Source organism: Oerskovia sp. NPDC060338 (assembly GCF_042726295.1).
GTDB classification, from domain to species: domain Bacteria; phylum Actinomycetota; class Actinomycetes; order Actinomycetales; family Cellulomonadaceae; genus Oerskovia; species Oerskovia merdavium.
On record NZ_JBHXCQ010000008.1, the window covers coordinates 211,294 to 237,810 of the forward strand.

28 protein-coding genes are annotated in these 26,517 nt (G+C 71.4%); 3 read left to right on the forward strand and 25 right to left on the reverse strand.

What is annotated here, in order from left to right:
- The 5 genes from ACFWGN_RS11870 to ACFWGN_RS11890 all read right to left on the reverse strand — a co-directional run.
- On the reverse strand, window positions 1–1,393 hold a 1,393-nt coding region (locus ACFWGN_RS11870; protein WP_377616996.1), incomplete at its 3' end, for a hypothetical protein.
- Window positions 1,394–1,673: 280 nt separating this feature from the next.
- Entirely contained in the window at window positions 1,674–2,690 is a 1,017-nt protein-coding gene (locus ACFWGN_RS11875; protein WP_377616997.1) for a hypothetical protein, read from the reverse strand.
- Between the two features lie 92 nt (window positions 2,691–2,782).
- A complete protein-coding gene (locus ACFWGN_RS11880; RefSeq protein ID WP_377616998.1) occupies window positions 2,783–3,295 on the reverse strand; it encodes a hypothetical protein in 513 nt (170 codons plus the stop codon).
- Window positions 3,296–3,334: 39 nt separating this feature from the next.
- Window positions 3,335–4,153 (reverse strand): hypothetical protein, encoded by an 819-nt coding sequence (locus ACFWGN_RS11885; protein ID WP_377616999.1) that lies wholly within the window; start codon window positions 4,151–4,153, stop codon window positions 3,335–3,337.
- Window positions 4,154–4,321: 168 nt separating this feature from the next.
- Complete coding sequence (locus tag ACFWGN_RS11890; RefSeq protein ID WP_377617000.1) at window positions 4,322–6,037, reverse strand: FtsK/SpoIIIE domain-containing protein; 1,716 nt, start codon at window positions 6,035–6,037, stop codon at window positions 4,322–4,324.
- A 257-nt stretch (window positions 6,038–6,294) separates the two neighbouring features.
- Here ACFWGN_RS11890 and ACFWGN_RS11895 point away from each other — a divergent pair, with 257 nt between their 5' ends.
- Window positions 6,295–6,624: a hypothetical protein gene (locus ACFWGN_RS11895; RefSeq protein ID WP_068626617.1), complete on the forward strand. Its 330-nt coding sequence runs from the start codon at window positions 6,295–6,297 to the stop codon at window positions 6,622–6,624.
- 1 nt (window position 6,625) lies between these two features.
- Here the strand turns inward: ACFWGN_RS11895 and ACFWGN_RS11900 are convergent, their stop codons facing one another.
- From ACFWGN_RS11900 to ACFWGN_RS11995, 20 genes are all read right to left on the reverse strand, one after another.
- A complete protein-coding gene (locus ACFWGN_RS11900) occupies window positions 6,626–7,900 on the reverse strand; it encodes a hypothetical protein (protein ID WP_377617001.1) in 1,275 nt (424 codons plus the stop codon).
- 39 nt (window positions 7,901–7,939) lie between these two features.
- The gene (locus tag ACFWGN_RS11905) at window positions 7,940–9,061 is read right to left on the reverse strand and encodes a hypothetical protein (RefSeq protein WP_377617002.1); all 1,122 of its coding nucleotides are present in this window, start codon (window positions 9,059–9,061) and stop codon (window positions 7,940–7,942) included.
- Window positions 9,062–9,096: 35 nt separating this feature from the next.
- Window positions 9,097–9,468, reverse strand: a complete 372-nt coding sequence (locus tag ACFWGN_RS11910; RefSeq protein ID WP_377617003.1) for a hypothetical protein — start codon at window positions 9,466–9,468, stop codon at window positions 9,097–9,099.
- Window positions 9,465–9,599 carry a hypothetical protein gene (locus ACFWGN_RS11915; protein WP_377617004.1) on the reverse strand — a complete coding sequence of 45 codons (135 nt, stop codon included), beginning with the start codon at window positions 9,597–9,599 and terminating at the stop codon, window positions 9,465–9,467. Before ACFWGN_RS11915 ends, ACFWGN_RS11910 begins: the two co-directional genes overlap by 4 nt.
- Window positions 9,596–10,294: a hypothetical protein gene (locus ACFWGN_RS11920; protein WP_377617005.1), complete on the reverse strand. Its 699-nt coding sequence runs from the start codon at window positions 10,292–10,294 to the stop codon at window positions 9,596–9,598. The genes ACFWGN_RS11915 and ACFWGN_RS11920 overlap by 4 nt, the downstream gene beginning before the upstream one ends.
- Window positions 10,291–11,004, reverse strand: a complete 714-nt coding sequence (locus ACFWGN_RS11925; RefSeq protein WP_377617006.1) for a hypothetical protein — start codon at window positions 11,002–11,004, stop codon at window positions 10,291–10,293. The genes ACFWGN_RS11920 and ACFWGN_RS11925 overlap by 4 nt, the downstream gene beginning before the upstream one ends.
- An 80-nt stretch (window positions 11,005–11,084) precedes the next feature.
- The gene (locus ACFWGN_RS11930) at window positions 11,085–11,570 is read right to left on the reverse strand and encodes a hypothetical protein (protein WP_377617007.1); all 486 of its coding nucleotides are present in this window, start codon (window positions 11,568–11,570) and stop codon (window positions 11,085–11,087) included.
- Between the two features lie 192 nt (window positions 11,571–11,762).
- Window positions 11,763–12,587, reverse strand: coding sequence for a hypothetical protein (locus ACFWGN_RS11935; RefSeq protein ID WP_377617008.1), 825 nt, complete (start codon window positions 12,585–12,587; stop codon window positions 11,763–11,765).
- A 49-nt stretch (window positions 12,588–12,636) separates the two neighbouring features.
- On the reverse strand, window positions 12,637–13,014 hold the full coding sequence (locus ACFWGN_RS11940) for a hypothetical protein (RefSeq protein ID WP_377617009.1): 378 nt from the start codon (window positions 13,012–13,014) through the stop codon (window positions 12,637–12,639).
- Window positions 13,011–13,181: a hypothetical protein gene (locus ACFWGN_RS11945; RefSeq protein WP_377617010.1), complete on the reverse strand. Its 171-nt coding sequence runs from the start codon at window positions 13,179–13,181 to the stop codon at window positions 13,011–13,013. The genes ACFWGN_RS11940 and ACFWGN_RS11945 overlap by 4 nt, the downstream gene beginning before the upstream one ends.
- A complete protein-coding gene (locus tag ACFWGN_RS11950) occupies window positions 13,178–13,498 on the reverse strand; it encodes a hypothetical protein (RefSeq protein ID WP_377617011.1) in 321 nt (106 codons plus the stop codon). The genes ACFWGN_RS11945 and ACFWGN_RS11950 overlap by 4 nt, the downstream gene beginning before the upstream one ends.
- Window positions 13,499–13,570: 72 nt before the next feature.
- Window positions 13,571–14,044: a phosphoribosyl-ATP diphosphatase gene (locus ACFWGN_RS11955; protein WP_377617012.1), complete on the reverse strand. Its 474-nt coding sequence runs from the start codon at window positions 14,042–14,044 to the stop codon at window positions 13,571–13,573.
- Between the two features lie 36 nt (window positions 14,045–14,080).
- Window positions 14,081–14,458, reverse strand: a complete 378-nt coding sequence (locus ACFWGN_RS11960; RefSeq protein WP_377617013.1) for a deoxycytidylate deaminase — start codon at window positions 14,456–14,458, stop codon at window positions 14,081–14,083.
- 109 nt (window positions 14,459–14,567) lie between these two features.
- Complete coding sequence (locus tag ACFWGN_RS11965; protein WP_377617015.1) at window positions 14,568–14,963, reverse strand: hypothetical protein; 396 nt, start codon at window positions 14,961–14,963, stop codon at window positions 14,568–14,570.
- Between the two features lie 62 nt (window positions 14,964–15,025).
- Window positions 15,026–15,625 (reverse strand): hypothetical protein, encoded by a 600-nt coding sequence (locus tag ACFWGN_RS11970; protein WP_377617016.1) that lies wholly within the window; start codon window positions 15,623–15,625, stop codon window positions 15,026–15,028.
- A 294-nt stretch (window positions 15,626–15,919) separates the two neighbouring features.
- The gene (locus tag ACFWGN_RS11975) at window positions 15,920–16,165 is read right to left on the reverse strand and encodes a hypothetical protein (protein WP_377617018.1); all 246 of its coding nucleotides are present in this window, start codon (window positions 16,163–16,165) and stop codon (window positions 15,920–15,922) included.
- The gene (locus tag ACFWGN_RS11980; protein WP_377617019.1) at window positions 16,162–16,986 is read right to left on the reverse strand and encodes a metal-dependent hydrolase; all 825 of its coding nucleotides are present in this window, start codon (window positions 16,984–16,986) and stop codon (window positions 16,162–16,164) included. Before ACFWGN_RS11980 ends, ACFWGN_RS11975 begins: the two co-directional genes overlap by 4 nt.
- Window positions 16,987–17,053: 67 nt before the next feature.
- Entirely contained in the window at window positions 17,054–21,244 is a 4,191-nt protein-coding gene (locus ACFWGN_RS11985; RefSeq protein WP_377617020.1) for an FtsK/SpoIIIE domain-containing protein, read from the reverse strand.
- A gap of 95 nt (window positions 21,245–21,339) precedes the next feature.
- Window positions 21,340–22,167, reverse strand: a complete 828-nt coding sequence (locus ACFWGN_RS11990) for an NERD domain-containing protein (protein WP_377617022.1) — start codon at window positions 22,165–22,167, stop codon at window positions 21,340–21,342.
- 708 nt (window positions 22,168–22,875) lie between these two features.
- Window positions 22,876–23,667, reverse strand: a complete 792-nt coding sequence (locus ACFWGN_RS11995) for a hypothetical protein (protein WP_377617023.1) — start codon at window positions 23,665–23,667, stop codon at window positions 22,876–22,878.
- A 105-nt stretch (window positions 23,668–23,772) separates the two neighbouring features.
- Here ACFWGN_RS11995 and ACFWGN_RS12000 point away from each other — a divergent pair, with 105 nt between their 5' ends.
- On the forward strand, window positions 23,773–25,665 hold the full coding sequence (locus ACFWGN_RS12000) for a CpaE family protein (protein ID WP_377617025.1): 1,893 nt from the start codon (window positions 23,773–23,775) through the stop codon (window positions 25,663–25,665).
- 12 nt (window positions 25,666–25,677) lie between these two features.
- The gene (locus ACFWGN_RS12005; protein WP_377617027.1) at window positions 25,678–26,436 is read left to right on the forward strand and encodes a hypothetical protein; all 759 of its coding nucleotides are present in this window, start codon (window positions 25,678–25,680) and stop codon (window positions 26,434–26,436) included.
- The last annotated feature ends 81 nt before the right edge of the window (window positions 26,437–26,517 follow it).

Here is a 26,517-nt window from a genome sequence, read left to right on the forward strand (position 1 = left end):
CGATCTGCGGGGTCTGTCCGGCGACCTTGTGCAGGTCGAACTCGATGGTCGCGCCCTCGGGGACGTCGCCGGTGACGGTGGCGGTGTCGTAGACGTCCGCGGGGACCTCGACCTCGTTGGCCGATGCCTGCGTGGTGACCTCGACCGCTACGGCAGGCCGTACGAACGTCGCTGCGTTCAGCACGACCGGGGCCGGAGCGGACGGCGTGCCAGAGTTGAGGTTGCCACCGAAGTCACCCGCGACGGCTGCCATGGCGGGAGTCAAGACGTACTCCTCCACCGGGTCGAAGCCCTCCGGCGCTGGGAACTTGTTCCACCCAGGTCGCGAGGTCGGCACGTGCGTCGTGACGTTGGGCAAGGAACCTGCCTGGAGCTGGTAGTTGGCGCCGCCCAGGTCCCTCAGCGGACTGGCGACGTACATGTACGCGAGCTCGACGCTGCCCGTGGACGGGTCGTCGCCGATCGTGCCGGTCGCCTGCCACGAGACGGACTGGCCGGGGAGGATCTCGTTCTCGCCGCGCTCCTCGGTGACCGGGACCCACGAGGCGAGGCTCGTGTCGTCGTCGACGAGGGAGAGCACGCGGATCGTCGCGCCCGGGTAGAACTTCTCCCCGGGCTTCTCGACGGGGTGGTTGTTGGTCACGGTGTACGTGTACGTCACCTCTTCGCCGGCGGAGCCCACGTAGGCGCTGGCCGGGTCGGTCGCCGAGACGCCGTTGACCTCCTTGGTCAGGGTGACCATGGGCTCATCGACCCACCGGGAGTACCCGTAGACCCCGGTCCCGCCGGTGTCCTGGAAGCGGTTCCCGATGCGCTCGGACACCCCGTCGGGGGTCGTGAGCGTGGCCGTCACTCCCGGGAGGCTGGTGCTCAGGTCGCGGGCGACCACGTAGGACCAGTCGTAGGTGATGCGCTCGCCCGGCTCCAGCACCGGGACCGGGGCCTGCGAGGGAAGTCCCTGGGCCTCGAAGTAGGAGATCGTCGCCCACTGGCTGATCGTCAGCGGCGCGTCGCCCTGGTTCTCGATGACCGTGGTCAGCGCGATCCGGGTGCCGAAGGTGGCCTCGAACCCGGCGCTGTAGTGCGGGCTCTTGTTGCCGACGGTCATGTCGAACCCGGGGTACGCCTCGTGCGTCGAGGTGACGGCGACCAGGCCGATCTTCGAGTTCGTCTTGTAGGAGGACCAGGTGCCGTCCGGGTTCTGCGTCGTGGCGTTCTGGACGGCGTTCGCGGGGATCTCGATGCTCGGGGTCTCCGCGGCTGCCGAGCTCGCGGCGAGGGTGCCGGTGCCGGTCAGGCCGAGCCCGAGTCCGAGGGCCCCGGCCAGGATCTTGTGACCCCTGCCGGGAGAGGTCCGGCGGGAGCCGAACGTCTCGCGTCTACTTGTGGGCATCGCGCTTCCTCCTTGGCCCCTCGCGGCGCTGCACGCGGGGCTGGTCGATCGGGCACCTGCGCACCGAGACCGGCCACGGCCCGGGTGCGTGCGTGGCCCACGTGCTTGAGCACGAGCGGAGGCCACACGGTCCCTACCCGGCACCTATGCGCAGAAACCTCGAACACCTGATCTCGCCCGTGCGGGCACGCGAGAAGGCCCGAACCTGTGGAGGTCCGGGCCTTCTCGTTGTCCTGCTCAGCGGGTGTGCGGCCGGTTGGCCGTCGCGCCGCTCAGGTGGTCAGCACTGGTTGGAGTCGCCCGAGCCGCCACCGCCGAAGCAGGTGTCGACGCTGATGTCGCCGCCACCACCGCTGCTTCCACCACCGGTGCTGCCGCCGCCCTTGGGCGGGGTGACCGGCACGGTCGGCTTCTTCGTACCCGAACCCGACCCGCTCGACGTACCGCCGGACGTACCGGACTTGGTGCCGCTGCCGCCGGACTTCGCTGTCGAGCCACCGGTCGTACCCGACTTGGTGCTGGTGCCCGACTTCGCGGTGGAGCCACCGGTCGAGGCGGCCGCCCGCTGACGAGCCGCCTCCTGCTCAGCTGCCGCAGCCTGCTCGGCCGCGACCCGCTGGTCCTCCGCCGCCTGCCACGCACCCTGCGATGCGGTCACCGGCTCGACCAGGGGAGCGAGCGCGTCACGCGCCGCCACGATGGCCGCGCTCTGGGCGCCGACGTCGGTGGAGACGCCGGCGACCTCGACAGCGGACGCCTGCGAGGCTGCGGTGATCCCCGCCGCCAGCGCGTCACGAAGGCCCGCCTCAGCGTTCGGCGCACCGTCGAGCGCACCCTGGGCCGAGGCGATCAGGGCGTCCAGCTCAGCCTTGGCGCCCTGGTGGGCAGCCACAGCCTCCGCCAGCGCGGAGGCTTCGACACGGGCCAGGCCGATCTCGGTCGCCAGCGCAGAACGAGCTGCTGTCAGGGCGGTGATCGCAGCGCGGAACTCGGCCGTCGCGTCCAGCGAGGAGCCCTGCTCCAGGAGCTTGGTCACCGCTGAGGTGTCGACGCCGAAACGCTCGGCGGTGCGGACCTGGGCCGAGGCGACCGAAGCCAGCTCGTCGTAGGTCTTCTCGGCCTGCGCGAGCTCGACGGCGGCAGCCTCACGGGCGCCGGCCACCTGGGTGATGGTGAATCCGCCCGCGATGAGGGTCGCCGCGACGCCGATCGCGATGAAGGTGCGCGTGCGCCGGCGGGGCTTGGCCGCGACGGTGGAAAGCTCGACGGTCTCGGTCGTGTCGGTGTCCGTGCTCATGGTGTGCTCCTCGTGAGTTGTAGTCAGTCTCTCTGCGGACTCCTCGTCTGCATGCACAGTTCGTGGGTGAACCTGCTGGGAATGTCCCAAAGTCACCCGCTGAACCCCTTGCCAAGTGGCTGGTGGACCAGGAACGAGACGAAGCCGAAGCGGTCCAGGGACTCCAGGAACACGCGTTCGTGCGACGGGTCGACGAAGACGACGTTGCCCCCGGGGACGCTCATCTCGGTGAACGGCTCGTAGTCGGTCCGCACCAGCACCAGCGGGACCTCGTGGGTCCACGGCCCCTGCAACTCGACGGCGCCCTGGCCGCGGTCGCTGAGCAGGGCTGTCAGGGTCTCCTCGGTCTCGGCCGCGGGGTCCAGCGCGGTCTCGCAGTACAGCGCCTGGGTCATGCCCGCGATCGTGCAGGCCGCGTCGTAGCGGGCCAGCAGAGCCTGGTCGTCGTCGAGCCCGACGTACGTCTCGCCGACCAGGTGCGCGACGAGCTCGGTGATGGACTCGGCCACGATGGTGGTGGTCGCGGTGACCAGGCTGAAGGGCCAGGCGCCGCCGCTGGGACGTGCAGGGGCTGCGGACTGGGCGGGGTCGAAGGTGATCTGCATGATCGCTCCTGTGCGGTGAGGTTCGGGGGTGGTGTGCGCTCAGGCCGCGGCGCGAGCGGGGGAGGCGCCGAAGGTCGCGTTGACCAGGGTCGCGACGGTCTGGGCCAGGTCGTCGAGGGTGCCCGAGTTCTCGATCACGCCGTCGACCATCGAGCTCGGCAGACCGGACTCGGAGGAGTGGGCGTTGACCGCGACGATGCCGGGGCGGCGCACCTCCCACACGGTGCCTGCCTGGGCGTGGACCCACTGGGCCTCGACCCGCGCACGCACGTCCGAGATCACGACCGGGTACACCCCGCCGAGGGACTCGTCCTGGACCAGTGCGCGTTCCAGCGCCCGGACCCACACGTCATCCCCGAGGTGTCCGCGGATCGCGTCCGTCCCGAAGCGCTGCATGAGACCGCGGACCTCGCTGGCGTAGACGCGGTGCTTCTTGGCACCCTCCCACCCGTCGGCGTCGATCCGGTCCGAGAGGGTCGAGGTGCCGTCCAGCCGCGGGTCCAGCGACGTGATGATGGCGTCGATGGTCGCGGCGTCGACGTCGGGGAACCCGAGCCAGTCAGGCAGCACCAGCGTCGAGAGCGACTCGCGCAGCCGTTCGACCTCGGCGCCGGTGGTGCGCCCGCGGGAGGCCACGTCGATCCCGCCCGCGGTGGAGACCGTCGTGGTCCCGTCCAGGAACGGGTCCAGGACGGTCAGAGCTTCCTTCATCTGGTCGGCGAACGCGTACCGGGAGAACCCGAAGTCGCGCACGAGGATGGAAGCGACCGAGTCCTTGCCGGCGCGGGCCAGCCATCCGACGCCGATGACGGGTCGGGCACGTACGGCGGGGCGAGTCGGGTCCGGTGCAAGGTTCATGCCCGCACCTATGCGGCAACGGGCCGCACAGCGGGCAAGGGGAAGGGCGCCGTGTCCACGACAAACGCGGCGCCCCAGCCCAGCACGTGGTCCTGCCGGTACCCCGGCCGGATCAAGACGAGTGTCTCAGTTCACTCGCGGTTTGGTCGACCCCAATGCGGGGGTTTGTCACTTCGCCTGCACGCCTCGCTTGGCCTCCGCGGCCTCGACCGCGAGCTGGTGCGCGGCAGCCGCGGCCCCGCGCAGCCGGACGTCCGGTGCGTCTCGGCCGTCACCCGCCCCGAAGCCGCCGGAGTCCAGGCGCGAGGGCGGGCGCTCGTCGAAGCCCTCGTCGTCCAGGGACGGGGTGTGCTTGGCGATCTCGTTCGCGGTCGGGGCCGGGCGCGAGGTCGTGGGGATCGACCGGGAGTCCAGGAACTCGCGGTAGTCGTTGATGGACGCGAAGTAGCTCTTGTAGATCGCCGGGGCGTCGCCTTCCAGGTCCGAGGCCCCGACACCGCGCGCCCGCTTCCCGCTGGCCAGGACGTTCGCCGGCACGACGGGCACCGCGGACTCGTCGGAGAACGCCTGGGCGCGGGCCGACTTGCTCGGGTTCGAGCCCTGGAGCACCTTGTGCCCGATCTTGGCGCGCAGGCTCGGGGGGACACCGGTGTTGTTGTTCGTCACCTGGGTGGACAGGACCATCCTCATCCCCACGAACCGCTGCTCGGCGATGATCTTCCCGATCAGCGACGCGAGCTGGATCTTCATCAGGTTGCGCTCGGTAGCCTCCTGCACCAGCGGGTGCGTCTTGGGGATACCCGAGGGGATCTTGTCGGTGACCAGCAGCGCGGAGAGCTCGTCGACGACGATGAAGATCGGCTGGAACCGCTTCCCGGGCGGCATGTCGAGCCAGTTCACGTACCCGGAGTCGGCGAGCACCTTGGCCCGGCGCTGCCCCTCCTGGTAGACCATCGCGAGCGTCGCCACGGCAGCCTTGTCGGAGTCGCAGCCCCAGCCGCCGTCGCGCACGAAGTCCTTGCACCACATGAAGTCCACCGCCTTGGCGGGCTCGTCGACCACGACCAGCTGGGCGCCCCCGGCCAGAGCGTCGCCGATGAGGCAGTTCAGCGTGACCGACTTGCCGCTGCCCGGTGTGCCCGCGATCAGGGCGAAGGCGGACATCGTCCAGTCGATCGTCATGGGCTCGCCGAACTCCTGACCGGGCTTGGGCAGCTTCAGCCCGAACGTGGACCGGTCAGGGTCCTTGCCGAGGCGCTCGATCGGGGTGGCGAGGGTCTCGGGGAACGTTGGCGGGTCCGAGGGGATGATCTGCGCGGTCAGGGCCCGGGTGTCGATGTCGACGTACCAGCCCTCCTGCCCGACGACGACCGTGGCCACCTCGTCCATCTTGTCGTTGTGCTTGGACGGGACGTAGGTGCGCGGCAGGGCGACGTGGAACCCGCCGTCGGGTCGCTCGCCGACCTGCACCTCCCACGGCTTGACCGACAGGGCCAAGGCCAGGGCGCCGCGGCACCGGGCCACCTCGTCCGAGAGCTTGGTCAGCTCGGCCCGACCCAGGAACGGCTCGAAGCTCGTCAGGTAGAACCCGGGGTGCTGGTCCTCGAAGCGCGCGGAGATCTTGTCGCCGTCGGACGGCTTGGTCCCTCGCGGCAGGTTGACCTGCTTCATCGGGGCGCTCTTCTTGCGCGACGTCGGCTGGGCGGCGGTGACCTCGGTCAGTGCGACCTGACGGGTCAGCGTCGCGGTGGAGTCTGCCGGGTCGATGGACTCCAGCTCCCACCCTTCGCCGTGCTTGGCCACGACCATCGCGACCAGCGCCTGGGCGTGCTTGGAGGGGTCGAAGCCCCCCGGCAGGTCCGCCGTCATGCGTTCGATCGCCACCGCTTGGCCTCCGTGTCGTGGTCCTGGACTGCTGCTCTGGGGTCCATGCGCAAAAAGTCCTCAGGCCTGGCACCGACCGAGACCGGTGCCAGGCCCATGAGGAGGACACAGCGCACGAACACACAGACCGCCGGATCGGGTTCCGTCACCGGAACCGTCCAACACCCGTCACCTATGCGGGGGCCGCGCGGTCAGGTCTGGGCTCGCCCCTGCGCATAGGTGCAGGTGACCGATCCACGCACAGGATGGAGCCCGACATGTCCCGCACCGATGCCCACGTCCCCGACGACGTCGAGATCGCCCGCCTGCCGTTCACCGCTGTGGAGACGAAGCACCGCCACTGGCGCGTCCTGCCGCTGCGCCAGGTCTCGTGCCTGTCGCCCGAGGCTCGGTGCTTCCCGGTCGCAGCACGCTGGGCGTCCCGGCAGCCGCACTCGCGCCGCGGCTCGGGCCGCATCGAGCGACGCTCGGTGGTGCGTGACGTCCTGCGCACGGCGACCGTCGCAGCCAACAGCGGACTGGACCTGGACGACATCGCGATGCCCGTCCCGCACCGGTTCTGCCTGTGCCAGACGTGCGGGGACTGAGTCAGCAGCCCGAGCTCGCACCGGACGGGGAGACCGTGACCTCGTACGCCTTGAGCTGGCCCCCGGCGTAGCGGGTCCCGACGTTGTTGGCGACGTCGACCGGGCCCGAGGGGCACTCGAAGGACTGGACGTTCTTGGCCGCGCACGCCTGGTCGCAGAACCAGTCGGAGACCGCGGCGTGCACCCCAGATGCCTCGATCGTGTTGCCGGTGACCGAGCCCGAGCTGGCGTTGCGGGTGCGCACCGCATCCCCGGAGACCTTCGAGATCGTGTTGCCCCGCACGTCCAGGCCGGTGGACAGGACGGCGTAGATCCCGTGCACGAGCCCGGCCTGGGCGCCCGAGTTCTCGATGCGGTGCAGCGTGTTGGCCACGACGCGGGCGCCGTCGGTGTTCTGCACGTGGATGGCGGCGTACCCCGTCTTGGCGGAGTGGGCTGAGCCGATCCGCTCGAACGTCATGCCGGTGACCGTGGGGCGGGGCAGGGGGCGTCCTTCGCCGCTCGCGCGCTCCGCCGGGCCACCCTTGTAGGAGTACCCGCCGGAGATCCGCAGCCCGTTCGAGTACCCCGTGACGGTCAGGGACCGAACGTCATACGTCGTCTCGGCGCCAGGGGCGAGGATGTCGAGCCAGTACGTCCCACCGAGCCCGGACCCGTCGAAGACCGGGACCTGGGCCACGGGCAGCGCCTGGCCCTCGACGTAGTCCTGGGGGAGGAAGCGGATGCGGTGGCCGGGGGAGGCCAGGGACCACGTGCTGGGCGTGAGGCGGTACGTGCCTGCGGCGATGCGCACGTCGATGTTCGCCCCGGCCCCGCCCGCGGACTTCGCCACCTGCTGGGCGCGAGCGAACGACCCGACCGCGGTGCCAGGACTGAGCCCGTCGCCGGAGTCCGCAGCGCCCGGAGCCATGAAGACGGTGACGGTGGGTCCAGGACCGGCCGGCGACTCGGACGCCAAGGCGGTGGACCGCGGCGCACTGGACGTTCCGGAGACGGAGCCGCCCGTCGTGCCGGTGGCGGTGCTGGTGGCGGGGACCGGCTCGGGGGTCGGGGCCGGGACGACGGTGACCGGTGGGTCGGGTGCGAGCTGGGTGACGTCGTCGGGAACCACGACCTGCGGTGCGGGGGCCTCAGTCGTCTCCTGGCCGGCGTCTTGCTCGGGCGAGGCCTCCGCGACCACGGTGGCGGGGTCAGGGAAGAACAGCATCACCGCGATCAGGCCCAGGGCCAGGACGGCGGCGATCGGGTTGCGGGGCAGGGGGCGAGTCGGGTCCACGCACGCCCCTATGCGCAGACCCGACCCGGAACCTGGTGCCTACTCGAAGTAGATGTTGCCGTCGTCCCCGACGATCGGGCTCGACTCGTTCAGCGCACGGGCCACGTCCTGGAGACGGTCCCCGTGCTCACCCAGGCCCCGGTCGAAGAAGCCGGCGCCGTGACCGTTGCGCGAGAGGTACAGGTCGTGGCCGACCTGGGTCGCGTCCTCGCAGCCGAAGTAGTCCGGGCTGCCGGTGGCCTTCAGGACGTGACGCTGACCGATCAGGAACCGCTCGACGTCCTCACGGATCTTGGTCTGCGTCTGGGCGGGAAGGTCCTCCCACATCACCTCGCGCGGGTTGGCCAGCCCCTGCTCCACCAGCTCGTCCGAGGACGACCACAGCGCGGTGTCCAGGTACTGCTGCGAGGCGTTCTCGACCCGCTCGTCGTGCTCGGCCAGGTGGTCGCGCAGCTCGCGCCACATGTCGCGCGACCCGTACGTCCCGGGGTCGGACTCGTTGTAGAGCGCGATGGCCTTGGTGCCGGACTCCAGCGCCGAGGTCAGGTCCTGCGTCGAGGCGTCGGCCGGCAGGTCGGTGGACACCGTGGCCTGCTGCCAGTCCCAGTCGTCGCCGTCGAGCCGCTCGACGCCGTACTCGTCCGCCATCCAGGCGTTGATCGCCGGGGAGTGCTCGTCGAGCCAGGCGTCGACCTTCTCGGCGTCCTCCTCGCTCATCACGTCCCCGCCCTTGGTGCTCACTCCCGGGACGAGGTCGCCCAGCCCCTCGCGGAAGCCGAGAACGATCGAGGACTCGGCGTGGAAGGTGCCGTCCTCGTTGCGGGAGAGGCTGATCGCCCCCAGGGCGTCGTGGCCGTGCTCGAAGGTGCCGATCTGGGCCTCGTCGTCGCCGCCGAGCTCCTCGGCCAGCGGCCGTGCGGCGTCGGGGTCCTGCGCGCCCGGCCCCAGGTCGTGGTCCTGCCCGATCGGCAGACGCATCTGTCCGTCCGGGGCGCAGCAGTTCTGGCAGGTCTGGTCGGCGCCCCACGGTCCGTCGCAGCGCGGGCACTGGGGAAGCTCGGGGCCCAAGGCGCCCAGCCCGCCCACGGCCTCAGTCACGTCCTTGGTGGCGAACTTCCCGTCGGTGGCGCGCGGGTGCAGGGTCTCGTCGTGGGTGCTCATGCCCGTACGTTGACGGGGCGGGCCAGGTGCGGACGTCACCGGCCGGGCGCCTGGTCCTCGCTCACGGCCGCGAACCTTGCTTCGCTGCGGTCCTGATGGTCCGGCGCCAGGCTGGAGATCGCGTAGCGCTCCTGGAGGTACTGCGCGGCGAGCTCGTCGCGATGCTCGCTCAACCAGGCGTCCTGGTCCGGGCCGGGGCGCCCGGCCGCGTCCCACAGCCGCTCGGCGACCGGCGCAGGGATGCGGCCCTCCAAGACGTCCATGTCGTCGTCGGCCCCGAGCGCACCGGCCGCGTGCCACAGGCTCGGCTCGGGGCGCAAGGCGCTCATGCCGCCGTCGGCTTCACTGGGGGCCTTCGACGAGAACTTCCCGTCCCGAGCCCTGGGCTGGTCCTCGACGGTGCTCACCGCGAGCCCCCGGCGATCGGCCGGTGTGAGCCGCGGCGCTCACGCAGCTCGGCCGAGCGCTTGGCGCGGGCCTGCTCGCGCGGGGACGCGGCCATGTCCATTCGCTGCCCGCCGCGCAGGGTCATGCTCACCGCGTCGGCGACCTCGAAGCCGCACTGACCGATCCGCTCGCGCATCGGACCGCCGCAGGGTCGAACTCGTTGTGGAAGCGGGCGTCGTCGTTGCGGCGCAGCATGCCGTGGCTGTCGTAGGACGCCTCGACGATGTCGACGTGTCCGTCCGGGGCTGGCTCGGCCAGGAAGTAGGTGGCGCTGGACCAGGGGTCCTCCTGCGAGGCGTCCAGGGCCACGACCGTCATGACGCCCTGGTAACCCGCGGCCGGCGCAGCCTGGACTACGTAGTCCGGGCCCGAGTCGAAGCGGGAGTCGGGGCCCGCGACGAACGCCGAGTCGCCCACCAGGCGCAGCGCGCGCGAGGTCTGGACGTAGTCCGAGGCCTGGGACGTGATCGGTTCGCACTCGGCCCAGCCGTCCTCGCTCGCGAGCGCGTCCAGGGTGGCGTCGGCGACGGCCGCGACGTGCTGACCCTGGTCGGCGGCCAGCGGGTTCGCGACAGGCTTGAGGCGCCCGACGGGCATGCCGCGCATGCGCAAGGTGGCATCGGAGAACCCTTCGAGCACCGGCTGGGTGGAGTACATCCCGAGCTGTGCGGCGTACGCGGGGTCCAGTGCGGACAGGCCACCGGTGGCCTCGGAGACCGGCTTCGCAGCGAACTTGCCCGTCGTGGCACGCGGGTGGGCCTGCTCGTCGAACGTCTGGGTGCTCATGCCTGTTCGTTGACGGGTGCGTCCGACTTCGGCGCGTCCAAGAAGACCTCGTCGATCTGCCCCGGGTAGCCGTAGGACCACATCTCACCGTCCGCGCTGCGGTGCGCCGACCAGGAGCCGGGCGCGGGCGTGTCGCCGATCAGCAGGATCTGGTTGCCGCTGGCATTGCCCAGGCGCCCCGACCAGGATCGGCCGTCCCGGAAGATGAAGCGGGCCGGGGCCTGCAAAAACGAGTCCTTGAGCTCGGCGCCCGTGTAGCCGCCCTGGCGGGCCGGGCCTTGGACTTCCTCCAAGCGACGGAACAGGTCGGCCGTGGAGTCGAACTTGCGCTCACGCCCGCCGGCGCGGACGGTGATCTCCTCGTCGGACTCCCACGTGTCGCACCCGTAGAGGTTCACCTCGGAGGTCTCGCGCTCGACGACGACCCTCGTCGTGGGGCTGACGTCGAGCAGCAACCGCACCCGCTGCTCGAACGCGGTGTCGGTGCCCTTGGCCCGCTCGACCGTCGTGTGCGCCCTGCCGTCCTCGCTGTGGTCCTCACGCACGGTGCGCCAGGACACGCGACGGACCCCGGCGCGGTCGGCCAGGACCGGCGGGGCGTCCGCCGTCAGGGCGTCGAGCCCGCCGTCGGCCTCCGCCACGTCCTTGGCCGTGAACCTGCCGTCACCGGCGCGCGGGTGGGCCTGGTCGTCGAACGTCTGGGTCCTCATGCCTGTTCGTTGACGGGCGCAGCCATGCTCGCCGCTCGGAGAGCGAGTGCCCGGCTGGCGCTACGGTGCGATGCGCGACGTCAGGGGTCGACAGAGAGGCCTCGCGACTGAAGGGCCATGCGGATCGCGAGGATGCGACCGTCGCGCCCACTTTCCAGGTTGGCCAGGACACGCAGCGCCTGGATCGGATGCAACTCGGGACCGTAGGCACTCCAGCCCGCTGACGCCTCGTCGGTCACTTGGATGGCTCCCTTGAGGAAGTGGACCACCTGCCAGTTGCGCGCGTCCACCTGGGTTCCGAGCAAGGTGCCAGAGAACGAGGCGTCCGGGGAGCCCATGGAGATCACGCGATCATGAGCGCCGACGAACTCCTGTCGCTGCCGGGTGAGGAAGGCGATGGCGGACTGCGTCGACTTGCCGTCGCGCGGCCACAGGTCGTCGCGTGCGGGCATCAGGCCGCTGTACTCGGCGATGACCCGCAGGCCTGCATTTCCGCCGACGGCGTTCACAGATTGTCGGCGCAGGTCCCAGACCTCGTGCTCCGACATCCCCGTCTGCCGGGTCACCTCGTCTCGCCTAGCGCTGATGGTGCGGAGGAAGGAACGGAGGCAGTGGTCGCGCAGGTCGTCCGGCGCTGTCGGTTGAGCACGCAAGCAGGATCTCGGCGCCGGATCGAACTGTCAACGCGACAGGCTGCATGACAGGCCTGCACCCTTGGTCCTCGCCGCACGGACCGTCGAACAGCTCTGGTGCCGAGCTCACCGGGCGACCCCGAAGACCGTGGCCATGCGCTGCTCCAGCTCCTCGCGAGTGCCTTCCCACGTCGCCCCCGAGCCGCCGCGGATCTCGCTGGTGACACGGGAGGCGACCTGGGTCAGGCTCTGGTCGTCGGCGAGCGAGACCTGGCCGAAGGCGGTGCTCACCGTGCCGCCGGTCACTCGCCCGGTGGAGCGCTCGAAGCACAGGGTCGCGGTGCCCCGGCCGTGCGGGGCCCGGAACTCGACGCGCGGTGTGGCCCCTCCGTCGTTGAGGGTCACGAGCATCGTGTCGTCCACGCGCACCGGTCGCCCCGTGTGCTTCGTGGCTTGCTCGGCCTGGTGGCGAGCCTGGGGCAGGGTGAACTCGGTGTCCAGGGCGCGCTGGATCTGCGCCCGGTCACCGATCTGGTCGAGGGCGTCCGTCAGGTCCTGCGGCGAGCCGGGGTGCGGGAGGTAGATCCGCACCGCGTTCGACTCCCACTCCGAGACGGCCCGCTGGTCGGCGGGAAGCGGCCAGGACGCGGTGACGGTCGCCTCCACGACCGACTCTCCGGACATCAGCAGGTTCGCCTCGACCACCGTCCCGATCTCGTCCGGCTCGGTGGCGATCTGCACCGCTCGGTCGGCGTTGGAGCCGCAGGCGTACCCCGAGGGGGCGTCGACGACGGACACCGGGCCGAACTTCTCGGTCATGGCGGAGACCAGCGGCACCTCGGGGGCGGCGGTCGCCAGGGCGCTCATGCCGCCGTCGGCCTCCGTCACCGCCTTGGTGGCGAACTTCCCGTCGGTGGCGCGCGGGTGCAGGGACTCGTCGTGGTCGTTCACAGGAGGTGCCTCTCGTCGGCGCGTGGTCGTACCTGGTTGTTGACGGGGGTCAGGCGAGCAGGCGGGCGACGATCGCGCGCCGGGTGCTGAGCGCGGGCACCCCGCTGGCGGTGAACAAGGTGACGCCGAGCTCGGTCTGCATCGCGGACCAGAACAGGACGCCGGTGTCCAGGACGTCGGTGGAGGTCCACCGGTTCGTGGTGGGGAAGAGCCCGGCCAGGGTGCGGACCATGCGCGAGCCCCAGCCGCGCACCCCGGTCGCGTTGACGATCTCCACGACGTGCGGTGCGGTGCCCGCGTCGTCGAACAGCAGCCAGGCGCCGTCGTCACCAGCCGGGGTCAGGCGCCAGCGATCACCGCTGGGCCCGCCGACGAACCGCAGACTCAGGCCCTCGGCCTCGGCCGCAGCCTTGGCACCGGCGATCACCGCAGCTGCTCGCGGATCTCGCGGCGGGCGTTGGAGCGGCGGGTGCCCTTGCGCGGGCCCGGGACGTGCGGGGAGGCCGCGGAGGACGAACGGAGCCCGTGCATCGCTCGGGCCAGGTCCGGGTTGGCGACCGGGGCGTGCGACCCGGCCTTGCGGCGCGCGATCACAGGCCACCGTCCTCGGCGATCACCACGGAGTAGGCCATGCCCAGGTCGTGGGTTGCCCCGCTCAGCGAGTTCGACGCGTAGACGGTGCCCGGCAGGTCGACGTTCGCGAACCGGCGCAGCTCGCCCAGGGCAAGGTCGGGGGCATCGCCGGGCGCAGGTGCCAGGTCCACCTCGGCCAGGACCATGTCGGCCAGGTTGAGGGCGAGCTCGCGCTCCTCGGCCAGGTACGCCCACGCCTCGGCCGCCGTGTCGAAGACGGCAGGGGACTGGTCGCCGTCGGGCAGGTAGCCGGGGACGTTGATGGTGGCGATGAACATGGCGGGCTCCAAGGTCGGTCCGTGCTGACACCCACCTCGTGGGGCGCGCGGGCAGGAAGGTCCCCGTGGGGGTCAGGCGCGCGCGATGACCCCGGCCAGGTCTGGCGGGGTCCAGCCGGCAGGCTTGAGGATCTTGTTGTCGCCCGCGCGAAGGATCGGGAGCCCGTCGGGGCCGAGCTTGGCCATGTTCGTGCGGTGCACCTCGACCAGCGCCTCCTCCAGGGGCAGGTGCGCCTCGATCGCCCACCCGTGCTCGACGACGACCAGGTCCGCCAGGGCGTCCAGGATCTCCACGACGTCAGCGCCCGTGTCGTCGCCTTCAGCCACCACGCGGGCGGTCGCCGCACGCACCTGCGCGCCGGCCTCGGCCCCGTAGACCGCCTCGGTGAGCTCGGCGAACTCCTCGGCGACCAGGCTGTAGCGCAGCTCCAGTCGCTCGAAGCGCGCCACCGGCTTGGCGCCGGGCGCGGTGGGGACCTGGAACGTCGTGTGGAACTCGCGCACCATGTCGCTGGTGGACGCAGGGGCGTGGGTGGTCTCGGTCATGCCAGCACCTATGCGCAGACGCGCGAGCGAGCGGACCTACGCCCCCGAGTACTCGATCTCGCCGGTGGGCCACACCACGCGCGCGATCCCGGCCCCGGCCAGGAAGCGGGTGCAGTTCGGGCAGGGCTCGTCGGTGACGTAGATCGTGGCCCCGGCGCGGTCAGCGGGGGACAGGTGCAGGACGGCGTTCTCCTCGGCGTGCAGCGCGTCGCAGGTCGAGTCGCCGCCGGAGGAGTACGGGGCCCCGGACGCGACGGCGTCGTAGCCGAACCGCCCCCGCGGGCACGCACCTGCCGTGGCGCACCCGGGCCTGCCCGACGGCGCGCCGTTGTACCCGGTGCCGAGCACTCGATGGTCCGGGCCGAGCGCGACCGCGCCGACCTGTCGCCGGGTGCAGTCCGCGCGGGAGGCCACGGCGTGCGTGCGGCACGCTCCCCGGTCCTATGCGCTGGCCGCGACGTCGGGCACGAGCGTGAGGGAGGGCGGGCTCAGGTCGGGCAGGCTCAGGTCGGGCAGGCGCGGCTCAGATGGTGGCGGGGCCGCTCATCAGCAGAGGCCGGTCGCGAAGGCGCGCGAGCAGCGCGGTCATCTTGCGCCGCTGCCCCTTGGACAGGCGCTTGCCGGAGGGTCGCCCGTCCGAGTTGGTCCACTGGTCCTGCTCACGGAACAGGACCGTCACGACCAGGTGTTCGCGCGAGCTCACGACGACGGCGATGTCACCGCGCTGGAAGACGACCCGGTCGGGCCCGTACTTGCTCGACGACCACGACTGCTCGGCGTCGTTCACGCACGCAGTCATCTCGGCGAGGTTGACGTCCCGGGCGATGGCCGACTCCAGGGCGTGAGTCGTGAGGGCAAGGCCGGTCGCGGGCAAGATGAACGGGTCCGCGGTCGTTGCGTTCGTTGCGTACTGCGCCATGATCCACCTCCACTTCCGACGACCGGCCTTTCCTCACCGGGACCTATGCGCAGAACCTGCGCTCAGGCCCCGAGGCGGGCGCGGATCACCGACCCGAGCTCGTCCCAGTTCGTCGCGCGCAGGCCCGGCAGGTGACGGTTGTAGGCCTGGTCGTACGCGATCCGGGGCAGGCCCCGGGCGTCGAGGTCCGCCAGGTGCGAGGGGGAGTCGTCGATGTGCAGGTCGCCGGCCACCTCCGCCTTGGACGCGACGAAGTGCAGCTCGTCGTACTCCACGCCCAGCATCCGCAGGCCTGCGGCCGTCGTCTCGCGCTCCACACGCGCGAGCTCGTCGCCGTCGGGACCAGGCATCCACGAGCGTGACCCGCGGGCCGTGGCGAACTTCACGACGAACCCGTCCTCACGAAGGGACGCGAGCCCTTCGAGCGCCCCGTCGTAGGGCCACATCCTGGCGAACAGGCCCTCCATGACCGCGGCCGAGTGCGCTGCCAGCCAGTCCTGGTTCGTGGGGAACCAGCCCGAGCGGGCGTAGTCGTAGAACTCCGGCGGGCCCGAGGGGCCTTGACCGGTGGTGCGCACCATGTGCTCGGCCAGGCCCCGGTCGTAGTCGAACGTCGTGTTGTCCAGGTCCACCACCAGGATCGCGGGTTGGCTATCGAACATCTCGAACCTCCATGGGCTCTGGGACGGGGTCGGCCCACGAGGGCGCGGGGGACGGTGCAGGGACGGGCAGGACCGGGGTCCAGGTGCAGGAGGCGTCGCCAGGCATGTGCGGCCCGGTCGCGGTGTGGCACGCCCAGCACGTCGGCACGAGCTGGTCGTGGTCGGCCCATGCTCGCGCGCAACGTAGGTCCGGGCACCAGCAGGCGGTCGCGGCGTGCTCGGGGCTGGCGACGGCGACGGGCCCTTGGCCGTGGAGGTCAACCTCGATCGGGAAGTGGTCGGGGACGTCGAGGCTCACGACCCGGTCACCTCCTGGTCGCCGAACCCGAACCCGGGCCCGCAGTACCAGAACGGTGGGTCGATCGGGGCTCGGCGCAGCAGGTGGTCGTGGCCGGTGGCCGGGCACGGGATGTTCTCGACGCGCTCCGCGCAGGACGAGACCGGAGCGGTGCCTGCCGGCTCGCCGGCATCTGGCGTGGACGGGGCGATGCTCGTGGCGCTGGTGCTCGTGGCGCTGGTGCTCGTGGCGCTGCTCGTCATGACGGCCTTCCCTCGATCAGCCGCTGGGCGGCTTCCATCACCCAGCCAGGGGCGACCCCGACCACGCCCGTCGCGGTCGCCTCGACGATCCCGACGATCGCGTAGAGGCTGATCGGGACCAGCAGAATCCACTCGCGCACCGACCCGGCGTTGCCCAGGATGGGGGCGCCGAGGTAGCCGTTGGGCTGCCAGCAGCGGTTCAGGACCGGGGTCGAGGCCCACCAGCGCGGAGGCTTGGGCACCCACGGCCACAGGAACGGGACACCGCCCGTGGTCAGCGCGTCGCCGAGCAGGTGCACGAACGCGCCGATGCCCACGGCCGCAGGCAGCCAGTACCACTCGGTCGGGGCGAAGACCGTGATGCCCACGGCCAGCGGCAGGGACAGCAGCCACGGGGCCAGGGTGCCGCCGCCGCGAGCGAACTTCAGCGCCTTGGCCGCGAACGCGACCAGGATCAGGCTGAACAGGCCCGAGCCCACTGCGAGCTCACCCAGCTCGGGGACGGTGACCGTGAGCAGGCCCACCGCCCACGCGATCACGGTGAACGCGAGCACGCCCAGGATCGAGTGCGTCCCGTGGCGGTGCCCGCCGGAGATCTTCCCGATGCCGCGGCAGATGGGACCGCTGAACGGCGGCAGGGCGTGGGCGATCGTCGCCGAGTGATGGTCCGCGTCGGGCAAGAGCGCGGCGCCGGCACACACGAGCGCACCCGCGGCGACCCCCAGCGGTGAGGCCGGGTAGAGCCCGAGTGCATACGGTGCGGTGGCGGAGACCGCGACCCAGGCCGCGGCTCCCGTCGCGGCGTGGTGTCCACCCATCATGGGCGCTGAACCTCCAGGTAGTGGCGGGCGTTCCTGCCTGCGCCTATGCGCGGGGCCGAGGCCGGGCTCAGGCCATCGACCAGTCGTCGTCGGCGAGTGCCGGTCGCGGCGGCGCCTTCACGCTCGGGCGCACGCTGCCCATCGCCCAGTCGTCGTCGGCCGGTGCCGGTGCGGGGGCCGGCGGGCGCTCGGGGGCGAAGTCGTCCACGGCCACGACCTGCTCCTCGATCGGCTCCTGAGCCAGGGCGCCTGCGAGCACGCCAGCGCTCAGCCCGTCGTCCGCATCGAGCACCGGAGCGACGAGCTCGACGCCGTCGAGCAGGTCCGTGGCGTACTCGACGTGGGTCAGCCCCAGGTCCATCTCCTCGTGCGCGCGCGGGTCGAGCCACACGAGGCGGCTGAGGTGCGGGCGCGAGGCGACCAGGTGGGCCAGCGCGTCGAGCTTCCACCACCCGTGCTCGGGGGACCCGACGGTCGTGGAGGCCAGGTTGATGCCGACGAGCCGGTTCGCCTCGTCCGCCGGGCTCTGGCTCACCCAGACGGTCTCCACGTCGGCGTCCGCGAGCAGGGCCAGCACGCTGGGGTCCAAGTGTGCGGGCACGTCGAGCACCAGGAGCGTGGAGGTGCCGGTGACCGGCGCGGCCAGGGCAGCCGGGAGCGGCTCGGGCTCGGGGGCCGCGAACTGGCCCGCGGTGAACGCGGCCAGCATCCGGTCGGCGTCGCTCGCCGCGGCCGGAGCGAGATCCTGAGCGGGCTGGTCGGCAGGCTCGTTGGAGGTGAACGCCTGGAGGTCGTCCATGGAGAACTCCACTCGTCCCGCGTCGATGACCTCCTCTGGCGCACCCGGGGCCGGGTCGTCGTCCACCACGACGTCCACGACGCCTGGGGTGGCTGAGCGCTTGGGCAGGTACGGCGCCAGGTCCGCGCGCTCAGAGTCCGGCAGCGGGCGACGGCGCTCGTCCAACGCCTTCGACAGGGCCTCCTGCTCGCCGGGGGTGTACCAGGCCTGGATGATCTGCGGCTTGCCGTCCGAGGGCTCCCACAGGCCACGCCCGGGCGGGATCTCGTCGCCCAGCGGCGGCGCGTCGTCCGGGCTGCGCAGCGCGCTCTGACGGTCGCCGTACGTGCTGTTGCCCAGCAGGATGCGCGCCAGGTTCGCCTTCAGGTCGTTGCCGCCGGGCACAGCGTCGAGCATCTTGGCGCTGAGCTTCTGCGTGGCCAGGAACAAGGTGATGCCAGCCGAGCGGGCCTCGCGAGCCACCCGGCCGGTCAGGCTGCCGATCTTCGCGCGCAGGGCGTTGGACGCGATGGTCGCCATCCGCTCCTCCTCGGCGTCCGGGTCCTCCGACGCCTTCGGCACCGGGTCCGGGGTTACCAGCGAGGTGAACTCGTCGAGCACGAGCAGGATGCGCGCGGGGCGCACGTCCTGGGGCAGGTCCTTGAACGAGCCGACCTTGTGCTGGGAGTTCACGTCCTTGCGACGCTTGACCTCGTCGTAGACCAGCGACATCAGCGCGGCCGTAGCCTCCAGGGTCCGGGCGATGGCCTTGGCGTACGGCTCGGCGAACCCGAAGTCCGCGGCGCCCTTGCTCGGGTCGGCGATGTAGATGTCCCAGTCGCGGATGATGCCGCCGTAGATCAGGTTCTGGAGCAGGATCGACTTGCCGCCACCGGTCGTGCCCGCGACGAGCGCGTGGGCACTGGTCTTGGTGTTGAACGCGACCGGCTGTCCCTCGACCCCCGTGGCGAACGGCAGCTCGTGCTCGACGCCCGCGTCGATGATGTCGAAGTCGCACAGCGCCGGGAAGGGCACCGGGTCCTGCGGGGAGCACAGCACCCGGATGGCGGCCGCCCCGTCGGGGCTGGTGCGGAACAGGATGAACGAGTTGCCAGTGTTGGTCCGCAGCTTGTCCAGGGCGCCCTTGGCCTGGCTGGCCGAGATCCCCTGGGGCAGGGCGAAGTCGAGCACCTGCACCTTGTCGTTGTGCTCCAGGCGGTCGGCCGCGGTCAAGGTCGGGACGGCGCCGGTGACAGGGTTGACGACCTTCGCGTCAGCCCACGCCTGCTCCCAGTCCAGGGCCGTGATGCGCATCTCGTCGGTCGCCGGGTCGGCCAGCGTCACAGAGGACGGGTTCGCGCCGGCGAACAAGGTGATCGTGTCCTCGGAGGCCGGGCCCAGGCGCACCCACGGCACGCCCCACGTCTGGGCGATCACCTGGACCTTGCGGCGCACGTCAGCGGTCGTGACCCCGCCGTACAGGCGCAGCGTCAACGCCCAGATGTGCCCGCGCGAGCGAGCGGCCGACATCGCCTTGACGTTCACGACCTCGGGCCGGGCCATCTTCGCGGCGTCGAACGCCTTGTTGACCATCCCGGCCAGCACCCAGCGCTGAGCCTGCTGCGGGGAGCGGCCCGGGGAAGGGGCGAGCAGGTGCGGGCTCATCGGGACCGCGGCCTGGGAGTAGAGCAGCGTCAGGCCCAGGTTGTGCCGCTCGCCGGGGCGCGCACCCCGGGTAGGCGGGCAGAACCCGGTCGTGGTGATGAACGCGACGTTGACCGTGGAGGCCAGGTTCTCCTCGTAGCCGAAGAAGTCCAGCGGGTTCTGCCCCTGCCCGACGGCGAACGGGACGCAGTGCACCTCGGTGCCGTTGGCGAGCTCGGCGCTGGAGATCACCCCGGGCTGGACCAGGGGCCCCTTCGTCCCCTGCTTGAGGGCGTCGGCCCAGTGCTTGGTCCACTTCGCGGCCAGGTGCAGGTTCTCGATCTGCTGGGAGATCGAGTCCGGGACGGCGTCGAGGTCGCCGAGGAACATCTGGCGTGAGCGGTGGTCGACGCGGACCATGACCTGCATGCGCTCTTGGACCGGGCCCACCAGGGAGCCGAGCGTCTCGTAGGAGCCGGCCTGGGGGAAGTCCCACGAGGCCTCGTACGCGATCGGCGACCCCTGCTCGGTGCTGTCCTCGCCCTGCGCCTCAGGCTCCTCGTGCGCGGCGTCGGGCTGGTGCGGGGCGTCCGGGTTCTGCGGGGCGGCGGCGGTCGCGGTGCCCGGCTCGGTCAGCGGGCGGATGCCGACCAGCAGCGGGCGGGCCATCTTGGCGCCGTCGGCAGCCTCAGCCACCGCGCACTCCAGCACGAGCTGGACCAGGTCGATCGGTGCCGCGGTCGTGGCGTAGTCCGGCTCGGTGCCCGTGGACCACGTCACCACGCGCACATCCAACGGGTGCACCGTCCCGGGCATGGGTTGGCCCTGGGCGTCGGTGTTCGGGACGGACAGGACCACCACGGAGGACCCGGCGCCCACGGCGTTGACGATCTGGGCCCGGTTCTTGTCCTGGTGGAACCAGGCCGCGCCCAGGGCGGCCGGCGCGCGGAAAGTGTCGACCGAGACGACGGACTCGCCCAGGTCGGCGTGCTCGATCAGGAACGGGCGCCCACCCTCGGGGAGCTTCATCATCTCCCAGCGCGGCTGCCACATCTCGTCCGCGGCGACCAGCGCCCGCCACGTGGTCACCGTGTGCTCGATGACGGGCCGGGCCAGCAGGACCCACGCCCACACCACCGGCATGACGCCCGCCAGCACCCAGCGACCCGCACCCCACGAGGACGGGGTGAACCAGAGCACGACCAGGGCACTGGCCCCGCCGAGCACGAGCGCGCCCACGATGGAGCCCACCACCTTCGAGGGGGACTCCTTGGCGAACTCGGCGACCCGCGAGAAGGTCACCGCGGGCTTGGGGTGCATCTCGTTCGCGCAGGCCCGCTTGGTGGCGACCACGACGGCGAACGTCGCGTAGGCGCCCACCGCGGACAGGACCCACCCGGCCGACCCGGCCAGCGGTGCGGGGATCACGGCGGCTGCCGCGGCCAGGACCAGGGCCAGGACGTTCGCGGGCCGGATCAGGCCGAGGCGGGCCACCAGCCCCTTGGTCGAGGAGCCCGCGGGCTCCAGCGGCCACCAGTACGCGTTGGGCGTCAGGACGCGCCAGCGCATCGCGGACCAGAACCGGTACCGGCTCAGCCCCTGCTTCTCGGCAGGGTTGGCGACGGTGGGGCGCTTGGCCGCGTCGAGCGGGCCGGTCAACGTCGGGGGCTGGGTCAGCCACCCGGCCAGGGCGAAGGAGACCCACACGAGCGCGACGCCCGGCCACCCGTTGGCCAGCGCCCACACCCCACCGGCGACTCCAGCGGCCACGGCGCCGGCCGGGTACGTCCACGATGCGCTGGGCGGCGTCGGGGGAGCGGTGCGAGCTGCGGCCATGAGGGTCGAGCCTCCAAGGTGTGTCGGGTGTCAGGTGTGTCGGGTGTCAGGTGTGTCGGGGTCGGGGTGCGCCGGGGTGCGTCGAGCCGGTCAGGTCAGGGCGCGGAGAACGGGTCGTAGGAGTCCTCGCCGCGGTGGCCGGGGTCGGCGTTGGCGAAGTCGGCCGCGGTGAACTCGGGGGCGTCCCCGAAGTCGGAGCTGGCGGGCTGCGGGGCCGGACGCGACACTGGCCGCGATGCTGGCCGCGACCCTGAGCGCGGTGCCGTGTGCGACGTCGGACGCGGCGCCGGGCTCGGCGAGCTCGCGCGGGGGTGCGACGTTGAGGTGTCGTTGACGAGCAGTGCGAGCGCCGCGACGATGCGCGGGTCGGCGGGCTTGGCTCCGCAGGTGCGGGCGACCTTGCGCGAGAACTGCTCGCCGGTCAGGACCCGTGCTCCGGGGACGGTGAGCAGCGTCGTGGAGACTCGCCCCTTGGTCGAGGACGGCCACACGATCAGGACCGGGACGGCGAAGCGTGCGGTGATGCCGCGGGCGAGCAGGTAGCGCTCGATCGCCTCGCGGGCCATCACCATCGTCTTCTTGCGGGTGTGGTCGACCTTCTCGCGTCCGCGCTTGGCGCCGCCTCCGCGGATCGTGTTGCGGTACCGGCCCGGCTTCCACACCTTGGAGTCCAGGATGGTGACCTTGTCGCCGGAGACGACCAGGTGGTCGATGTTCGCGCTGATGCCGGGGATCGGGATGTTCAGGTCGTGCAGGACGGTGGGTCCGCCCAGGGTCAGGGCGAGCTCGTCGATGAGGGCCGCGGTACGCACCTCGCCGCCTTGGCCGATGCGCGCTGCGGAGTCCGAGACCGCCCAGGTCGCTCCGGTCAGCGAGCCACCGGCTGCGCCGACCACCTGGCCGGGGGTTCGGGGGTTGCCCATCTCGATCGCCTCCACGTGCGGCGCACCGTGCGCTCGCTCACGTGGTCTCTATGCGCAGAACTGGGCGTCGCCTCTCTCAGGGGGCAGATTCGGGCCCGGACGGTCGGCCCCGATGGGGGTGGTGGGCGTTTGCGCAGGTCAGGGCAGGTTTCGGGGCCGTGGCTCCCGGGCTCACTCCTGCGACTCCGGGCACAATCACGGCCTCGGATCGGTGTTTGTGCAGGTCAGAGCGCGAAACTCCTGGAATCCAGTTACTCCGGCGCCTGTAGGACCACCATAGAGAGAGGGAGGTATCAACTTCCCCTACAAGGGAGAAGGGGTTGATACCTATAGCCCTAGTAGGTGTATCTATCTCTCGACGTGATTCTCATGAGTTATGTGATTATAGGGCTCTGACCTGCACTTATATCAATCCACTCGACCTCGGGCCGGGAGGAGTTCTGGAGTGGTGCTTTCCGGGCATAGCCGGACCACTTGGGGCATGGCCAGGCCGTTTGGGGGGTAGAGGCCAAGCCCTCGACGTGCGAAACCGAGCTGGGACGTCGATGTCCGAACAGAGCGGTAGGTCACCGATGCGCCGAAAGTAGAGATCGTGACGCCCGTTCGGACCGACGTCCGAAACACCCGCTACGGCGCAGAACACCCCAGAAAGTGGCGGCGTGGACCACAAGTACTGATACGCACCCTTGGCCCGGTTACAAGCGGACGTCAGAACTCGTCGCCGTCACCCTCAGGGGTCTTCACCAAGGCCTCAAACTCGTCGTCGTCGATGCGTTGGGACGCGATCTGGAGCTCGACCTCCACCATGCTCGGCCCCTGACCCGAGGCGAACTCGTTGGCGCGCACCAGCCATGCAAAGCCCGACACAGCCGGGTACGGATCGTCGAGCCCGGTGTACGAGCGGCGGCGGTGAATCGCCCAGCGGATCGCATCAGCCCCGCACGACCAGACCGCTCTGCCACCGTCGCGACCGCCCTCGCGCGAGCGCGCGTACACGGCCTCAAGGGACTCGCGCGCCTCCGTGAACCCGTCGGCGGCGAACGCGACCAGAGCCGAGGCGTCGTCCGAGAGCGGGCGCAAGAGCGCGGCCAGACCGAGGTCAGTGGTCAGGTCGGCGGAGGCCGGCGCACCGACCAGGTCAACGGCGTCCAGCCACGTGCCGAACCTCTTGCCGGTGCGCGGGTTGATCGCACCCTGGCCGGTCAGGTCGGTGACCAGGTCGCCGCGCCTCATCCGCCGCTTGCCCGGCACCGGGATGGACGCAGACAGGTTCCGCCAAGGGTCACTGACCGGCAAGGTCCGCGTCATGTCAGAGACGACTCCGGCAACCCAAGTCGCAACCCAAGAGGCGTTCTCCAGAGCAAGGTCGACCATCGCTTTGTCGAGCTCGTTGCGCACACTCGTGGCGATCAGCGGCTCACACTGAGTGACGATCCAACTCGCAGCTTCGCTGCCTGAGTGGCGCCCTCCGGGCATCATCGCTCGCGGGTCGTTCGGCATGAATGTTCAACTTTCGTCGGGTCGTGGTCCGATGGCTCTAGATGGTACGACCACCTGCAACACCTCGCTGATCCCTGCACACAAAATCGCCGCATAGGTGCGGGCATGGAACCTTCGCCCGTCGCACTCATCGGACTGCCAGGACTCGCTGGCGCCCTTCGCGCTGCCGGTGTCGAGGTGGTGGGAGGGACCGCAGCGTTCAAGGATGACGCGAACGCCGCTCGTTCGCTCATCGCCTCCGGCACCCAGCTCACCGTCCTGGCGGCAGATCGAACCACTGTAGGCCTGAGGCCTTGGCTGGCAAAGGTCGCAGCGTCCTGCCCGACGTTCATCTTGCGGGTGGACGGCGGGGCCGGCCTGGAGATCGCTGGGGCCACCGACATCCCGCTGCCCTCCGCGTTCGCCGAGATCCTGGCGTACGCCGACCTGGAGATGGTCGACGACGAGCTCGGGTCCGCGATCGTGGACGGCGACGGCAACTGCGTCCTGGCCGAGACGAGTTCACCCTCGACCGCTGCGGCACCGGTCGCCGTCGAGCCTCCTGCTCCCGCCCCTTCCGCTGCACCCAGCCCTGCGCCCAGTCCCGCACCTGCGCCGGTCCCGGCTGCCGTTCGGGCGCCCGTCGAACCTGAGCCGATCGAGCTCCCGGCCGCGGTCCAGGCTCACGTCGCCGACCCCGTCGTGGTGCACCACCCGACGCCCGCGCCCATCACTGCGACCCCGGTCGCACCTGCACCTCTCGCACCGGCACATGCCCCGGTCGAGCCTGCACTCGCGCCGACGCCCGCATCGTTCGACGTCTGGGAGACCCCCGCACCAGCCCCCGCCCCCACACCTGCACCGCTCGCCCCGGTGGCACTCGCCCCGGCGCCCGCGGCTCCTGTCGCGGTGGCCGACTCGAACCCGTGGGCGTCCCCTCCCCCTGCCGCCCGAGCGCGCGAGGACGAGGAGGACGAGAACGGGTGGGATCAGGAGGCCGCGACGCCGGTCCCCCAGCTCGCCTACGTTCCCGCTGCACCCGCCCCTGCACCCGCACCCACCCCTGCACCGGTGCCAGCTCGGCCCGCGCCCGCGCCGATCGAGACCTTCGACGCGTCCGACTTCCTGGTCGCCGCATCCCCCGACACGACCGCGCGCGAGCGTCGGGCCCCGGCCCGCGGACTCGTCGTGCCGGTGGTCGCCGGCAAGGGAGGCGTCGGGAAGTCCTCGATGTCGATCTCGATCGCGGACGCAGCGGCCACGACCGGTGGCCTGAGCGTGTGCCTGGTCGACGCGAACCGCGGCCAGGGCGACCTGTCGCGGTACCTGCGCATCCGCGGGGCGAGCGTGCCGACGATCTACGACGCAGCGGTCGGCGCCGCGTCCTACGACGACGTCATCCTCGGACCGGACTCGACCTCGCAGCTGCGGCCCCAGCTGCTGCCGGACCTGCCGTTCTCGGTGATCCTGGCCCCGCCGGACCACCTGGCCGACCCGGACGTCGTGACCACCGAGGTGTACCTGCGGGCGCTGGATGCTGCGCGCCGCCGGTTCGACGTGGTCGTAGTCGACACCCAGATCGTCGAAGCCTCGGACACCTCGGGGCTGATCGACGGCCTGGTGATCCCTTCGCTGGTCGACGGCGGGTGGGCCGTGGGCCTGACCGACCCGTCCACCCCCGGCGTGGAGAACCTGCGCCACCGGCTGACGGCGTTCCGCGCGGCCGGGGTGACCTCGGACCGGATGCTCGTGGTCCTCAACCGCGTCTCGCCGGACATGTCGATGGACGACGAGCGGTTCGGTCGCATGTACACCGGCCTGGGGTCCTACCTCGGCCAGGTGGAGGAGACGATCCTGGTGAAGAACGCGATGAACGCTGGGGACTCCCCGTACAAGCTCGGGGCGCTGGCCCCGATGATCGACGCGATCTGCCACCGGGTGACCGGGCGTCCTGAGTTCGACCCGGCCCGGCACGCCGAGCCGCGCAAGCGTCGAGGCCTGTTCGGGCGCCGCCGGTGAGCGGGGACGGCGATGAGCAACCAGGGCGGCCTCGACGACCTCTTCCCGTCGGCACCGCGCCCACCGAAGCGTCCTAAGCGCCGGGCACCCCAGGTCGAGCTGGTGCTGCACACCGAGGAGATCATGGGCGAGGAGAGCCCAGGCCCTTCGGCGTGGGTCGGCCCGATCCCGGGCGTGCGCTCGACGGCGCCAGCACCGCGTCGTGGCCGCTCGCGAGTGCGTCGCGCGCTGCCGAGCTTGGCGCGCCGCTCCCCCGACACCGACCCTGCTGCGCCCGCTCCCGTCCCGGCCTCGCCTGCTCCTGCCTCGCTCAGTGAGGACCTGGCCGCGACCGTGCTGACCGAGGGCGAGGCGTGGGCGGCTTCGGCGCGCCCGCACTTCCCTGCGCCCGTGTTCGCTCCTGTGCCGGTCGCCGACGTCCCGGCCCCTGGGCCCGACCCGGGCCGTGAGGCCGGCCCGTTCGCCGCGGCCCGAGGAGACCTGGTCGCGGGCACGCTGGTGCGCCGCCTGGTGCCCGCGGCCGTGGCGGTGCTCGCGCTCATCCTGGCCGTGTCGACGCTCGGGCTCGAACGCCCCCTGTGGATAGTGACGCTCGCCGCGCTGGCGCTGGGAGCCTTGGCGTGGCTGGCGTCCGCCTCGCCCCGGGGGTGGCTGCTGATAGCCGGCCTGACGGTCGCAGCCCTGGGCGTGTTGTGGGTTCCGGCCCTGGTGACACCCGTCCTGATCGTGGCCGCTGCGGTGCACGTCGTGGCCCGGGACGGGCGCGCGTAGACCTGAGCCCGATCTGGGTGCATAGGGGTGAGTGTGCGGTGTTATCGCGATCCTGACCTGCGAAGACACAATCTGTGACCT

Coding starts and splice junctions, on each gene's coding strand:
- ACFWGN_RS11875 (WP_377616997.1), bottom strand. CDS start 2,690: ATGAGCACGGACACCGACACGACCGAGACCGTCGAGCTTTCCACCGTC.
- ACFWGN_RS11880 (WP_377616998.1), bottom strand. CDS start 3,295: ATGCAGATCACCTTCGACCCCGCCCAGTCCGCAGCCCCTGCACGTCCC.
- ACFWGN_RS11885 (WP_377616999.1), bottom strand. CDS start 4,153: ATGAACCTTGCACCGGACCCGACTCGCCCCGCCGTACGTGCCCGACCC.
- ACFWGN_RS11895 (WP_068626617.1), top strand. CDS start 6,295: ATGTCCCGCACCGATGCCCACGTCCCCGACGACGTCGAGATCGCCCGC.
- ACFWGN_RS11905 (WP_377617002.1), bottom strand. CDS start 9,061: ATGAGCACCCACGACGAGACCCTGCACCCGCGCGCCACCGACGGGAAG.
- ACFWGN_RS11920 (WP_377617005.1), bottom strand. CDS start 10,294: ATGAGCACCCAGACGTTCGACGAGCAGGCCCACCCGCGTGCCACGACG.
- ACFWGN_RS11925 (WP_377617006.1), bottom strand. CDS start 11,004: ATGAGGACCCAGACGTTCGACGACCAGGCCCACCCGCGCGCCGGTGAC.
- ACFWGN_RS11950 (WP_377617011.1), bottom strand. CDS start 13,498: ATGTTCATCGCCACCATCAACGTCCCCGGCTACCTGCCCGACGGCGAC.
- ACFWGN_RS11955 (WP_377617012.1), bottom strand. CDS start 14,044: ATGACCGAGACCACCCACGCCCCTGCGTCCACCAGCGACATGGTGCGC.
- ACFWGN_RS11965 (WP_377617015.1), bottom strand. CDS start 14,963: ATGGCGCAGTACGCAACGAACGCAACGACCGCGGACCCGTTCATCTTG.
- ACFWGN_RS11970 (WP_377617016.1), bottom strand. CDS start 15,625: ATGTTCGATAGCCAACCCGCGATCCTGGTGGTGGACCTGGACAACACG.
- ACFWGN_RS11975 (WP_377617018.1), bottom strand. CDS start 16,165: ATGACGAGCAGCGCCACGAGCACCAGCGCCACGAGCACCAGCGCCACG.
- ACFWGN_RS11980 (WP_377617019.1), bottom strand. CDS start 16,986: ATGATGGGTGGACACCACGCCGCGACGGGAGCCGCGGCCTGGGTCGCG.
- ACFWGN_RS11985 (WP_377617020.1), bottom strand. CDS start 21,244: ATGGCCGCAGCTCGCACCGCTCCCCCGACGCCGCCCAGCGCATCGTGG.
- ACFWGN_RS11990 (WP_377617022.1), bottom strand. CDS start 22,167: ATGGGCAACCCCCGAACCCCCGGCCAGGTGGTCGGCGCAGCCGGTGGC.
- ACFWGN_RS11995 (WP_377617023.1), bottom strand. CDS start 23,667: ATGCCGAACGACCCGCGAGCGATGATGCCCGGAGGGCGCCACTCAGGC.
- ACFWGN_RS12000 (WP_377617025.1), top strand. CDS start 23,773: ATGGAACCTTCGCCCGTCGCACTCATCGGACTGCCAGGACTCGCTGGC.
- ACFWGN_RS12005 (WP_377617027.1), top strand. CDS start 25,678: ATGAGCAACCAGGGCGGCCTCGACGACCTCTTCCCGTCGGCACCGCGC.